The organism is Enterobacter cloacae complex sp. P18RS, from assembly GCF_014982105.1.
GTDB classification, from domain to species: domain Bacteria; phylum Pseudomonadota; class Gammaproteobacteria; order Enterobacterales; family Enterobacteriaceae; genus Enterobacter; species Enterobacter hormaechei_C.
Window position 1 is genome coordinate 12,708 of record NZ_JADCKV010000015.1, and the last position, 13,729, is coordinate 26,436.

Consider the following 13,729-nt stretch of genomic DNA (forward strand, 5'->3'; position numbering starts at 1 on the left):
GCGCCGACGGAGATCACAGGTTGTTGAATTTGGGAGGAAAGCCAGCTGCCGGGTGGCGGCTTCGCCTTACCCGGCCTACGTTCGGATCGTAGGCCCGGTAAGCGCAGCGCCACCGGGCTTGCCGTTACTGCCATCCATACCGGCGCGCATAGAACCCTTTCACCATCTGCGTCAGCACCATGTAGCCCGCGAGGATCGCCACCAGCCACGGGAAGTAGCTCAGCGGCAGCGCCTGAAGTTGCAGGTAGCTTGCCAGCGGCGAGAACGGCAGCGCGATCCCGAGCGCCATCACAATCCCCGTCATCACAATCAGCGGCCACGCGGCACGGCTCTGGATGAACGGAATACGACGGGTGCGGATCATGTGCACAATCAGCGTCTGAGACAGCAGTCCCACCACGAACCAGCCGGACTGGAACAGCGTCTGGTGTTCTGGCGTATTCGCATGGAACACAAACCACATCAGGCAGAAGGTCAGAATGTCGAAGATAGAGCTGATCGGCCCAAAGAACAGCATAAAGCGCCCCAGATCGGCGGGGTTCCAGCGCTGCGGCTTCTGGATCTGCTCGTCGTCCACGTTATCAAACGGGATCGCCACCTGAGAGACATCGTACATCAGGTTCTGGATCAGCAGGTGCAGCGGCAGCATCGGCAGAAACGGCAGAAACGCGCTCGCCACCAGCACGCTGAAGACGTTGCCGAAGTTGGAGCTGGCGGTCATTTTGATGTATTTGAGCATATTGGCGAAGGTGCGACGCCCTTCGATGACGCCCTCTTCCAGCACCATCAGGCTCTTTTCCAGCAGAATGATATCCGCCGCTTCACGGGCAATATCCACCGCGCCGTCCACGGAGATACCGATATCCGCCGCACGCAGGGCTGGCGCATCATTGATGCCGTCGCCCATAAAGCCCACTACGTGCCCTTCGCGACGCAGCAGAGTGACGATGCGCTCTTTATGCAGCGGCGTCAGGCGGGCAAACAGCGTGGTGCGTTGGGCAAGCTCGGCCAGCTCATCGTCGGACAGGTGCTCAATGTCGCTCCCCACGACGACGTCGCCCGCGTCCAGGCCGACTTCGTGGCACACTTTGGCCGCCACCAGCTCGCTGTCGCCGGTGAGGATTTTGACGGTGATACCGCTCGCTTTCAGCGCTTTTAGCGCCGGCGCGGTGGTCTCTTTCGGCGGATCGAGGAATGCGATGTAACCTTCGAGGATCAAATCGGATTCATCGATACGCTGGTAGTCACCTTCCCGCGCAGGCAGGAACTTGCTGGCTACTGCCACCACGCGCAGCCCCTGACAGTTCAGGTTATCGGTGACGCGTTTGATGCGGCGCAGCATGGTCTCATCCAACGGCACGATCTCGCCGTTATGGCGCACCTGCGTGGAAACATTCAGGATCTCCTGCAATGCCCCTTTGCAGATCAGCTGATGTACGTCCGCCTGCTCGCTGACCACCACCGACATGCGGCGGCGCTCGAAGTCGAACGGGATTTCATCCACCTTCTGCCAGCGACCGGAGAGCGTGCGGGCAGACTCCTCGTCCACCCCTTCCAGCACCGCCACGTCGAGCAGGTTTTTCAGCCCGGTCTGATAGTGGCTGTTCAGCCAGGCGCTGTGGAGCACGCGCTCGCTGGTTTTTCCGGCGATGTCGGTGTGGTTCTCCAGCACGATTTTGTCCTGCGTCAGGGTGCCGGTTTTATCGGTGCAAAGGATGTCCATCGCGCCAAAGTTCTGGATGGCGTCGAGGTGTTTAACGATCACCTTTTGTTTAGAGAGTTTGACCGCCCCGCGCGCCAGCGTGGACGTGACAATCATCGGCAGCATTTCCGGCGTTAAGCCAACGGCCACGGAGAGCGCGAACAGCGCCGCTTCCCACCAGTCGCCTTTGGTGTAGCCGTTGATCAGCAGGACAATCGGCGTCATGACCATCATAAAGCGGATCAGCAGCATGCTGACGCGGCCAATGCCTTTCTGGAACGCATTCGGCTCGCTCTCCTGCTCGCTGACGCGTCCGGCAAGCTGTCCAAACCAGGTATTGCCGCCGGTGGCGGTGACAATCGCCTGCGCGGTGCCGCTGACCACCGTGGTGCCCATAAAGCACAGGGTGTCGCACTCCAGCGGGTTCATCTGCTGCGGATCGCGGGTCCGCGCTACCTTCTCTACGGGCAGGGACTCACCGGTGAGTGACGCCTGCGCGACGAACAGATCCCGCGCCTGGATGACGCGTAAATCCGCCGGGATCATGTCCCCCGCCGCCAGCTTCACCAGATCGCCCGGCACCAGCTGGTCAATGGGAAGCTCAATCCAGGCGTTTTCGCCGAGGTCGTTAATCACGCGCGACACGGTGGCGGTGTTGCTGACCATCGCTTTCAGGGCGTCCGCCGCTTTGGTGGAGCGCGCTTCCTGAATAAAGTTCAGCAGCGTGGAGATGCCCACCATCAGGGCAATCACGCCTGCGGCAAACAGATCTTCAGTGGCGTAAGAGATAATCCCGAGCACCGTCAGCAGCAGGTTGAACGGATTGCGGTAGCAGAGCCACAGGTGGACCCACCAGGGAGAGGGTTTCTGCGCCGGGATCTGGTTATCGCCATGTTCCGCGCGGATTTTTAACACTTCTTGCGCGTTCAGCCCTTCCGGGTGGCCGCCAAAGGCGCGCCAGACTTCATTTTCATCCATCGCCGCCACGTTCAGGCAGCGCTCGGTCAGGGAAGCGGGGATTGCCGCTCCCGCCATGGTGTTGGCATTTGGCAGCGGATCGCGCGCAATCAGGCGATGTGGCAGGTGACGGCTCAGCAGCGCTTGCAGCTGCCGGGTGATATTCTTCAGCATAGTCATTCCCCCGCATCCGCAAAGGCGGACGCAGTTTTCCCGCAGGCGTGGCAAAGCCGTACCTGTCAGGCACTTAATTTATCAAGCAGGAACGTATGAACGTTGCTGCCTCACGCCGGTGAGACAGTAAAAGGCTGGCTTACCGGAAAGAAGGTTTTCTCCTGGTCAGGAGAGGTGTGGGATCGGGATCCATGTGGCCTCCGGTAAGTAAAAAGTTGGGTATCGGCACGCAGTATAGTGATTTATCCATACCGTTTGTGACTAATCGGGCGGTATTATAACGCCCTGCAAATAAACCGAACGTAAACCAGACTTTGCCCATAGCGAATTCGCAGGATAGCATTAGGCTCAATTGATTATTTTATCGTTGTTACAGGGAATACAGCATGCAGAACCGCCTTACGATTAAAGATATCGCGCGTTTAAGCGGCGTGGGGAAATCGACTGTCTCACGCGTGCTGAACAACGAAAGCGGTGTCAGCGAGCGCACACGCGAGCGCGTCGAGGCGGTGATGAATCAGCACGGTTTTTCCCCTTCCCGCTCCGCGCGCGCCATGCGCGGGCAGAGCGATAAAGTGGTCGCCATTATTGTCTCGCGTCTGGATTCCCTCTCCGAAAACCTTGCCGTACAGACGATGCTGCCCGCGTTCTACGAGCAGGGCTACGATCCGATCATGATGGAGAGCAAGTTCTCCGCGCAAATGGTGGAGGAGCATCTCGGCATGCTTCAGCGCCGTAATATTGATGGGGTGGTGCTGTTCGGATTTACCGGCCTAAAAGAGGACGTGCTTAAACCCTGGCAGCCGTCACTGGTGCTGCTGGCGCGCGACGCCAGCGGGTTTGCCTCTGTCTGTTACGATGACGAAGGGGCGATCGTGATCCTGATGCAGCGCCTGTATGAACAGGGCCATCGGCATATTAGCTATCTCGGCGTGCCGCATGCCGACATCACCACCGGCAAGCGTCGCCACGAAGCGTACCTGGCGTTTTGTAAAAAACACAATCTCCCCGCCGTGGCCGCGCTGCCTGGTCTGGGTATGAAACAGGGATATGAACAGGTCGCCAGCGTGCTGACGTCACAAACCACCGCCCTGGTATGCGCCACGGATACCCTTGCATTGGGTGCGAGCAAATATTTGCAGGAGCAGCGCATCGGGGAACTGCAATTAGCGAGCGTGGGAAGCACGCCGCTGATGAAGTTCTTACACCCGGAGATTATCAGCGTTGATCCGGGTTACGCCGAGTCTGGCCGGCAGGCTGCCGCGCAGCTGATCGAGCAGATTACCGGGCGTACCGAGCCCCGTCAGATCGTTATTCCAGCCCATCTCTCATAATTCTTTTGAATAGATTATTGTGATCTTCGCCCGATTTCGGGAACGTTCCCATTTTCGCCGTCACGTTGAAGGAGTAGGCTTGCGCACAGGTCATAACCCCTATCACCATCTGTCATGAGGTTTCATGATGAGTAAAGTCAAACAAACAGATATCGATCAGCTGATCGTCCTGGTCGGCGGACGCGATAACATCGCCACCGTCAGCCATTGCATTACCCGCCTGCGCTTCGTGCTGAACGATCCGGCCAAAGCCAACCCGAAGGCCATTGAAGAGCTTTCCATGGTTAAAGGCTGCTTCACCAACGCCGGGCAGTTCCAGGTGGTGATTGGTACCGAAGTGGGCGATTACTATCAGGCTCTGCTGGCGACTACCGGGCACTCTTCCGCCGATAAAGAGCAGGCGAAGAAGGCCGCGCGCCAGAATATGAAATGGCATGAGCAGCTGATTTCCCATTTTGCGGAGATCTTCTTCCCGCTGCTGCCAGCGCTGATCAGCGGGGGCTTAATTCTGGGCTTCCGTAACGTCATCGGCGATGTGCCAATGAGCGACGGCAAAACCCTGGCGCAGATGTACCCGGCGCTGCAAAGCATCTATGACTTCCTGTGGCTGATTGGCGAAGCGATCTTCTTCTATCTGCCAGTCGGGATCTGCTGGTCCGCGGTGCGCAAGATGGGCGGAACGCCAATTCTCGGTATCGTGCTCGGCGTGACGCTGGTCTCTCCGCAGTTAATGAACGCTTACTTACTTGGTCAGCAAACGCCAGAGGTGTGGAACTTTGGCCTGTTTACCATCGCCAAAGTGGGCTATCAGGCGCAGGTGATCCCGGCATTGCTGGCGGGCCTGGCGCTGGGCTTCATTGAGACGCGTCTGAAGCGCATCGTGCCGGATTACCTCTATCTGGTTGTGGTCCCGGTCTGCTCGCTGATCCTGGCGGTGTTCCTGGCGCACGCCTTTATCGGTCCGTTTGGCCGCATGATTGGCGACGGCGTGGCCTTCGCGGTCCGTCACCTGATGACCGGCAGCTTCGCGCCAATCGGTGCCGCGCTGTTTGGCTTCCTCTACGCTCCGCTGGTGATCACCGGCGTGCACCAGACCACGCTGGCGATTGATATGCAGATGATCCAGAGCCTCGGCGGTACGCCTGTCTGGCCGATCATCGCCCTGTCTAACATTGCGCAGGCCTCGGCGGTAACCGGCATCATCATCGTCAGCCGTAAGCACAACGAGCGAGAGATCTCCGTTCCGGCTGCCATCTCCGCTTACCTCGGCGTCACTGAACCGGCGATGTACGGTATCAACCTGAAATACCGCTTCCCGATGCTCTGCGCGATGATCGGCTCCGGCCTGGCGGGCTTGCTGTGCGGCCTGAACAGCGTGATGGCGAACGGGATCGGCGTCGGCGGCCTGCCGGGTATCCTCTCCATTCAGCCCGCGTTCTGGCAGGTATTTGCGCTGGCGATGGCGGTGGCGATTATCATCCCAATGGCGCTGACTACTGTGGTTTACCAGCGTAAGTTCCGTCAGGGCACGTTGCAGATTGTTTAATTCTCTCTTTCGGGGCGCAGTTGCGCCCCTTCGCATTTGCAGGAACGTACTATGAATACCCTTCCTCACTGGTGGCAGAACGGCGTCATCTATCAGATTTACCCAAAGAGTTTCCAGGACACCACCGGCAGCGGCACGGGCGATCTGCGCGGCGTAACGCAGCGCCTGGACTACCTGAAAACCCTCGGCATTGACGCCATCTGGCTGACGCCGTTTTATATCTCCCCGCAGGTGGATAACGGCTACGACGTGGCGAACTACACTGCCATCGACCCGACCTACGGCACGCTGGACGACTTTGACGAGCTGGTTGCCCGGGCGCATGAACGCGGCATCCGCATCGTGCTGGATATGGTCTTTAACCACACGTCCACGCAGCACGCCTGGTTCCGTGAGTCGCTGGATAAAGCGAGTCCGTACCGCCAGTTCTATATCTGGCGCGACGGTACGCCGGATACGCTTCCCAACAACTGGCGCTCCAAATTTGGCGGCAACGCCTGGCGCTGGCACGCCGAAAGCGAGCAGTATTATCTGCACCTGTTCGCACCGGAGCAGGCGGATCTCAACTGGGAAAACCCGGCGGTGCGCGCCGAGCTGAAAAAAGTGTGCGAGTTCTGGGCCGATCGCGGCGTGGACGGCTTGCGTCTGGACGTGATTAACCTGATTTCAAAAGATCAGGATTTCCCGGACGATACCCTCGGCGACGGTCGCCGCTTCTACACTGACGGGCCGCGCATCCACGAATATCTCCAGGAGATGAGCCGCGACGTCTTTACGCCGCGTAATCTGATGACGGTGGGCGAGATGTCCTCCACCTCGCTGGAGAACTGCCAACAGTACGCGTCTCTTGACGGCCGCGAGCTGTCGATGACCTTTAACTTCCACCACCTCAAGGTAGACTACCCCGGCGGCGAAAAATGGACGAAGGCGAAGCCGGACTTCGTGGCGCTAAAAACCCTTTTCCGCCACTGGCAGCAGGGGATGCACAACAAAGCCTGGAACGCGCTGTTCTGGTGTAACCATGACCAGCCGCGCATCGTGTCGCGCTTTGGTGACGAAGGGGAACACCGCGTGGCGGCGGCGAAAATGCTCGGCATGGTGCTGCACGGGATGCAGGGCACGCCGTATATCTACCAGGGTGAAGAACTGGGTATGACCAACCCGCATTTCAGCCGTATCACCGACTACCGCGACGTGGAAAGCCTGAACATGTTCGCCGAACAGCGGGCTAACGGTCGCGATACGGATGAACTACTGGTGATTCTGGCGAGTAAGTCACGCGATAATGGCCGCACGCCGATGCAGTGGGACGCCTCGCATAATGCGGGCTTTACCGAGGCCGAGCCGTGGATTGGCGTCTGCGACAACTACGAAACCGTGAACGCCCGCGCGGCGCTGGACGACCCCGATTCGGTGTTTTACACCTATCAGTCGCTGATTCGCCTGCGCAAAACCTTGTCGGTACTGACGTGGGGAGACTATGAAGATTTGCTTCCGGATCACCCTTCCCTGTGGTGCTACCGCCGCCAGTGGCAGGGACAAACGCTGATGGTGGTGGCGAACCTGAGCCACGCGCGCCAGCAGTGGCAGCCCGCCCCCGTAGAGGGAGCATGGCGGGTGGCACTCAGCAACTATGACGAGGTTGCCTTCCGACCCGATACGTTGCTATTGCGCCCGTTTGAAGCTATCTGGTGGGTGCAGGAATAAACCTCAGGAGATACAGCATGCTGTATCTCTTTTTTTATGTTTAGCGATACGCTAAATGTACGACGATAACTTTTACAATATGGCGCACTCAAAATAAAAATAGCCTGCCAATTAAATAACCTCGGCAGGATATTATGAAAAAGATAATTATTAAAGCAACGTGTATTAGCGCATTATTATTGAGCACACAGGGATGGTGCGGGAATACGTCCGTCGACCTTCGCTTTGGTCATAATACGCGCTCAGACGTAAATGATTCACGCATTAAGGTCATGCATCAGGCGAATAACGGTTTTTACTTCTCCGTTGAAGCCGCACAAAACCATAATGATACGTTTTTTGGTGATACCGACAGATATAATCCCGACGACAAGGGGTTAACGGAAGCGGCACAGGAAATCGAAACGCGCTGGCGTTTTGATCTGGGAAATGGTTTCGCCGTTGCGCCTGGCATGGTGACGGTTTTCACCGCCAGCAATACGCATTACCGCCCCTTCATTCAGGGCTGGAAAGCCTTCGATAACGGTCTGAATCTCTCCGCCCGTTACCGCTATAACACCGTCAATGACGCGCACAGCGATAAAGAACTCGACGGCAGCGGTTATACTCGCCGCCAGTCACACCAGTTCGACATTTGGTTCGCGTATAACATCGGCAAATTCGGTATGTCCTATAACCCGCGCTTTCGCTGGCAGGATAACGTCGATCAGGGAACCGGGGATGACACCTACTGGGAGCATACCGTCGCGTTCAACTACAAGCTCGACGATGGCTGGACGCCATACGTCGAACTGGTTTCACTGGATAAAACGTACATCAATAATGACGGCAACCATGAAAATGATTATGCCGTACGTCTGGGAATAGTGAAGCAGCTCTGACGGCCTGACTACACCGTATCGTGCTGTAGCAGTCTACAGCCGATACGGTCCACGGCGCTTAACAGTTCAAGCTGCCCTTCCCGCTGATACAGCGAAACCGCGTTAATGTCGATTGGTAACGGCCAGCATAGCGTTGAGATCGACGCCAGTGTCGACCCCTGACGGGTAATCGCAATAATCTTCAACCCTTTGCGCAGCGCGTTACGCGCCATTTCAATCAGCGACTGCGTCTCCCCGGATTTACTGATCAACACCAGCGTCCCCTTCGATACGCGTGTCAACTGGTGCATGTCATTCAAAATAAGGTGCGGCAGGCTCGCCAGCGACAAAAAGCGCGACAGGTAGTTGAGGCTGGTGAGCGAGGCTCCCCGTGCGTAAAGATAGATATGGCTGGAATGCGTAAGCAACCTGGACACGTCTGTCACAATATCATCCGGCTGCGGCCCCACGTCGGGTGTAGCAGGTGCAGGTGTAAAATGGTCGCGTAAAAAACGGTACCGAAGCTCGGTATAGCTTTTATAGCCCATTTTTTTACATACACGATTAACGGATGTTGTCGTGGTAAAGGTATCACGGGCAATCTCTTTTGCCGATATATTAGAAATATTACACGCATGATGCTGAATGTATTCAAATATCAAACGTTCACTTCCCTGGAATGAATTCATCTATTACGCCCCGTTTAATCCCGAGATGATATTAACACAAAAGAGAAATAGTCTCTGGAAGGCGCTTCACACATTGCATTTACGCGTATCACGATACGTAATTAGTATTAGCAAACATTAAAAACTGTTTTAGGTTCTCTTTATACTTCCCCTGTTTTCACATCCAGGGAATTATGACAATGACGAAACAAAAAGTTGTCGCGGTAACGGCCTGCCCGACAGGTATCGCACACACCTTTATGGCGGCGAATAAAATTATTGCATGGGCTAACGAGCACAATATCGAGGTAAAGGTCGAAACGCAGGGCAGCGACGGCGTTAAAAACCGTTTAACAAAACAGGATATCGCCTCCGCCACGGCCATTATTCTGGCAACCGACGTTCCCATTCAGGATGCCGAGCGTTTTGAAAACATCCCTCACCTTCAAACCCGCACACAAGAGCTGATCAAACATACCGATCGCTATCTGCGTCAGGCGCTGGCAAAGGAAAAAAACGTCACCACTGTCGCACAAGAAGACGATCTTCAGCGTTCGGCTTACCAGATTTTTATTGGCCATATTATGGCGGCCATCAGCTATATGCTGCCGGTGGTGGTGATGGGCGGGCTGATGATGGCGACGGCCAAAATAACCGGGCAGTTTATTAACATCGAACATTCGCCGTTCAGCGTGCTGGATAAAGTGGGCTTTATGACCATTAAGTTCATGTATCCCGTTTTTGCGATGTATCTGGCGTTTTCCATTGCCGGTAAACCGGCACTCATCCCCGGTCTTATTGGCGGCATCATGTCAGACGAAGTCTATAAGCGCTTCTTTGATATCGAAGGCTTTATGCCATCCGGCTTTTTCGGCGCCATTGGTATCGGCTTTTTTGTGGGCTATCTGGTGCGCTGGCTCAATGATTCGATTCACGTCCGCCAGCAGCTCACCACCATTAAAACCATGCTGCTCGTCCCGCTGATCACCGGCATTACGCTGGTGATGGTCATGGAATATTTGATTAACCCGATTTTTGGCTCGCTTAACCAGCTGATGGTGGTCTTTTTTACCTCGGCAGGTGACACCGGGCGCGGGTTCTATTCCGCGATGATTGCCGCGGGCACCGCGTTCGACCTGGGCGGTCCGGTCAACAAGGCGGCAGGCTCGGTCGCGCTCGGCCTGAATGGCATGAGCGAGACGTTTGATTTAACCGCCCGCGAACTCTCCATCGTGATCCCCTCCATTGGCGTCGGCTTTGCTGCGTTCCTCAACGGCCGCTTTGGATTACCGGATGTCTTTAGCCAGGAAGAGAAAACCGTCGGTAGCACCTCGTTGTTGCTGGGCGTGATTGGGATCTCCGAAGGCGCGATCCCGTTCATCCTGAAAAACCCACGTCTGATCCCGGTGTTCATGACCGGTGCCGTCGCCGGCGCGCTGGTCGCCATTACCCTTGGCGTGAAGCAGACGCTGCCTCTGCCAGCCGTCTGGGGCTGGCCGCTGGCAACCAACGTGGCGGGCTACCTGGCGAGCGTCTTTATTGGCGCACTGATTTGCGCCCTGGGCGTACTCTATGTCAGCCCAAAGAACGCCAGATAAGGGGAACGTCATGAATCAGATCCACGTCATTGCCCATACGCACTGGGATCAGGAGTGGTATTTCACCCGTCAGGACAGCATGGTGCTGGCGTCATATAATTTTGCGGACGTCATCAACACGCTGGAGCAGGACTCCGCTTACACCTGCTATCACCTTGACGGACAGATGGCGGTAGTGGAGGACTTTCTCGCCATCAATCCTGATTATCGCGCCAGGCTGGAAAAGCTGGTCAGAGAAAAAAGGATCTTCGTAGGGCCATGGTATACCCAGACGGACACCTACAACGTGCATGGCGAATCGATTATCCGCAACCTGAAGTACGGCATTTTTTCTGCCCGGACGCTGGGGCATGCGATGCAGGTTGGGTATCTTCCGGATACCTTTGGCCACAATGCGCAAATGCCCACGATCTTGCAGGGCTGCAATATCGACAATATCGTCTTCTGGCGCGGTATCGATCACGACAGGCACGCCAAAAGCAGCCAGTTCCTCTGGCGCGCACCCTCAGGTGCGACCGTCATCGCCTGTGCGATGGCGCTCGGTTATGGCGCGGCTAAAAACATGCGTTCGGAAGCCTCCCATCTCCGGGGAAAAATCTACCCGATGACCACACTTTTGCGTTCACGGGCCGGTCTAAACGACCTGCTCCTGCCCTGCGGCGGCGATCAGGTCAGCATCGACCCGGCGCTGCCGAAAATCCTGGAGGTCGCCAGCGCACAGTCCCCGGATCAGGACCGTTACTTCATCAGCTCTCTGGAGCGTTATGTAGAAACCCTTCGCGCGCAGCGTGAACAGTTTGAGCTCCTGGAAGGAGAGCTGAAATCGCCGCGCTACACCCGCATCCATAAAACGATCGGCTCCGTGCGCTACGACATCAAAAAGAAAAACGATGAGGTTGAACAGTTCATCCTGCGACAGCTGGAGCCGACAATCGCAATGGCGCGTCACCAGGGGATTCCGGTCAACCTCGCGGTAGTCGACACCCTCTGGAAAAAGCTGTTGCGAAACCATGCCCACGATTCCATTGGCGGCTGTAATAGCGATGCCACCAACCGCGACATTCTGCATCGTATGGAACAAACCGAACAGCTGTGCCATAGCCTGTGGAATCTGGTGGTGAAAACCCTGGCCGCCGCCTGCGTTCAGGATGGCGACCTGCTGATTTTTAACTCGCTGGCTACCCCAACGCAGCGCGTGGTGATAACCACCCTGTATAGCCGGGCGGATAATATCGCCCTGACGCATCAGGGGCAGCCCATCCCTTTCGACGTCCTGGAAAGAGACATTCTGCCCGGCGGAACGGCGATCTCCCTTACCGCCGAGGGCGAGTGCGAGACGCCCCTTCTCCCTTATTACCGCTGGCACGTTGCGGTAAAGACACCGGTTCTGCCGCCGATCGGCTATCTCACCGTTAACGTTGAAGAAGACCCTGCGCCTTTCCTGGCGTCTGAAAAGATAAAGGGCAGCGAGATTGAGAATGCGCATTATCGGCTGTCGCTGGATGCCGGAACGCTTACCCTGCATGACAAACGCAGCGGCAGACGTATCCCCTCTTTCTTTACCTTTGAAGACTGCGTGGATGCGGGCGACAGCTACGATTTCTCACCGCTTGCGGGCGACGCGCCGACGCGCTGTTCGCATTTTACGCTCGTCGACGGCGTAAAAACGCCGCTTGTCGAAAAGCTGACCGTCGAGGCCACAATGCGTCTTCCGCAGGATCTCGCCAGCCGTCAGGATACGGCCCGAACGCCGTTATCCATTCGTCTGGTCTGCGAATTACGCCACGACGATCCGAATCTGTATGTCGAGGCTTCGCTGGAAAACAGCCACTGCGATCACCGGCTACGTTTACTGATCGGCAGCGATGTTCACACCCGTCACGCTATCGCCTCACAGCCCTTCGCAATCATCCAGCGCGAAACGGGATATGACGGTGAACACTGGCAAGAACGCTATCGCGAGAAGCCCGTGGATATCGAAACCAGCGAGGGCATTATCGCTGTCACGGAACCGGGTAAAGCGCTGGTTGTGACTAGCCGTGGCATGAAAGAATTTCAGATTATCGGCAGCGAACCCGCTGCTATTGCCCTGACGATGTTTAAATCGACGGGCGTGCTCGGACGCAGCGATCTCGAATGGCGACCGGGTCGGGCCTCCGGCATCAATAATACGGTGGTTGAGACTCCTGATGCCCAGTTGCTGAAACCGTTGCGCTTTTCATTCACCGTCGCGCTGGCCGACAACGCCGACCACCTCACGCTGCGCCAGCTGGAAAATCAGGCGGCTGGACAGCCCTTCACCTACCAACGGCAAACGCTACACACGCTCGATCACCGTCTTGAGCGCTTTTCGTTGCGTCTGCCCGAGCGCAGGCTTCCGGCAGAGTTCTCGCTACTGACCGTGCCGGAGCCGCTCATCCTTTCCGCTCTGCCCCATGCGCAGCTGCTGCATGGCACCGTCTTACGCGTATTTAACGCCGGGACACAACCGGCTCCCGTCCCGGAAAGTCTGGCAGTGTTACGGCAGATCAACTATCTGGAAGAGCCGATGCAACCGGTAACGGCGATCCTCCCCTCCGCAACCTGCGATTTTTTGATTGAGGCTTAATATGAACTTGCTGGCATTGACGCATCCCGATCTGGTGTTTATCAACCCGCCCCAACGTACGCCGGAAGCAGTGATCCGTTGGCTCACCGAGCCGCTCGCCAGGCGGAATGTCATCAACGATCGAGAGGCATTTATCGAAAGCGTTTTACAACGCGAAAGTGAAGGCCCTACCGCGCTGGGTGAAGCGCTCGCCGTCCCGCACGGTAAAACCGAGGCGGTGCAACAGGCGGCATTTTGTCTGGCGCTCTTTGACGATCCGATATGCTGGCCGGGGCTGGAGGGTGATGAAGAGGTGAGGATGGTTTTCCTGCTCGCCATTCCGCCAGCGGAAGCAGGCAGTACGCATATGCACCTGCTGACGACGCTGACCAGCAGACTCACGGATGAGCGGGTGCGTGAGCAATTGCTGGCGGCACGTACGCGGGAAGAGGCGATGTTTGCGCTGAGTAATGAAGGTTCTCAAAAACAGGACGATGCCCCCGAAAGCTCTCTTCTCATCCCGTTGGTACTGGGCTGCATCGTTACCGTAGCCTTTTTGCAGGCAGGGTTGAGCTGGGCCTGCGGGGTGAGTTAAT

At 56.7% G+C, this 13,729-nt stretch carries 9 protein-coding genes; 7 read left to right on the forward strand and 2 right to left on the reverse strand.

Annotation, left to right across the window (positions count from 1 at the left end):
• Positions 1 to 124: 124 nt before the first annotated feature.
• A complete protein-coding gene (mgtA, locus tag INF61_RS11945) occupies positions 125 to 2,833 on the reverse strand; it encodes a magnesium-translocating P-type ATPase (protein WP_193547784.1) in 2,709 nt (902 codons plus the stop codon).
• Positions 2,834 to 3,219: 386 nt separating this feature from the next.
• Here mgtA and treR point away from each other — a divergent pair, with 386 nt between their 5' ends.
• The 4 genes from treR (at position 3,220) to INF61_RS11965 (ending at position 8,301) form a co-directional block, all read left to right on the forward strand.
• The gene (treR, locus tag INF61_RS11950) at positions 3,220 to 4,167 is read left to right on the forward strand and encodes a trehalose operon repressor TreR (RefSeq protein WP_017383908.1); all 948 of its coding nucleotides are present in this window, start codon (positions 3,220 to 3,222) and stop codon (positions 4,165 to 4,167) included.
• 127 nt (positions 4,168 to 4,294) lie between these two features.
• The gene (gene treB, locus INF61_RS11955) at positions 4,295 to 5,713 is read left to right on the forward strand and encodes a PTS trehalose transporter subunit IIBC (protein ID WP_020480548.1); all 1,419 of its coding nucleotides are present in this window, start codon (positions 4,295 to 4,297) and stop codon (positions 5,711 to 5,713) included.
• 51 nt (positions 5,714 to 5,764) lie between these two features.
• The gene (gene treC, locus INF61_RS11960; protein ID WP_032671485.1) at positions 5,765 to 7,420 is read left to right on the forward strand and encodes an alpha,alpha-phosphotrehalase; all 1,656 of its coding nucleotides are present in this window, start codon (positions 5,765 to 5,767) and stop codon (positions 7,418 to 7,420) included.
• A 134-nt stretch (positions 7,421 to 7,554) separates the two neighbouring features.
• Positions 7,555 to 8,301, forward strand: coding sequence for an oligogalacturonate-specific porin KdgM family protein (locus INF61_RS11965; RefSeq protein ID WP_017694639.1), 747 nt, complete (start codon positions 7,555 to 7,557; stop codon positions 8,299 to 8,301).
• A gap of 8 nt (positions 8,302 to 8,309) precedes the next feature.
• On the opposite strand, the gene INF61_RS11970 is transcribed toward INF61_RS11965, so the two are convergent.
• The gene (locus INF61_RS11970; protein ID WP_015572516.1) at positions 8,310 to 8,969 is read right to left on the reverse strand and encodes a MurR/RpiR family transcriptional regulator; all 660 of its coding nucleotides are present in this window, start codon (positions 8,967 to 8,969) and stop codon (positions 8,310 to 8,312) included.
• Positions 8,970 to 9,148: 179 nt separating this feature from the next.
• On the opposite strand from INF61_RS11970, the gene INF61_RS11975 reads away from it, so the two are divergent.
• Genes INF61_RS11975 through INF61_RS11985 form a run of 3 tightly spaced genes read left to right on the forward strand, consistent with a single transcriptional unit; the run spans position 9,149 to position 13,728 of the window.
• Positions 9,149 to 10,546 (forward strand): PTS fructose transporter subunit IIC, encoded by a 1,398-nt coding sequence (locus INF61_RS11975; protein ID WP_071842881.1) that lies wholly within the window; start codon positions 9,149 to 9,151, stop codon positions 10,544 to 10,546.
• 10 nt (positions 10,547 to 10,556) lie between these two features.
• Complete coding sequence (locus INF61_RS11980; protein ID WP_193547785.1) at positions 10,557 to 13,154, forward strand: glycoside hydrolase family 38 C-terminal domain-containing protein; 2,598 nt, start codon at positions 10,557 to 10,559, stop codon at positions 13,152 to 13,154.
• Between the two features lies 1 nt (position 13,155).
• Positions 13,156 to 13,728: a PTS sugar transporter subunit IIA gene (locus INF61_RS11985; RefSeq protein WP_045350194.1), complete on the forward strand. Its 573-nt coding sequence runs from the start codon at positions 13,156 to 13,158 to the stop codon at positions 13,726 to 13,728.
• The last annotated feature ends 1 nt before the right edge of the window (position 13,729 follow it).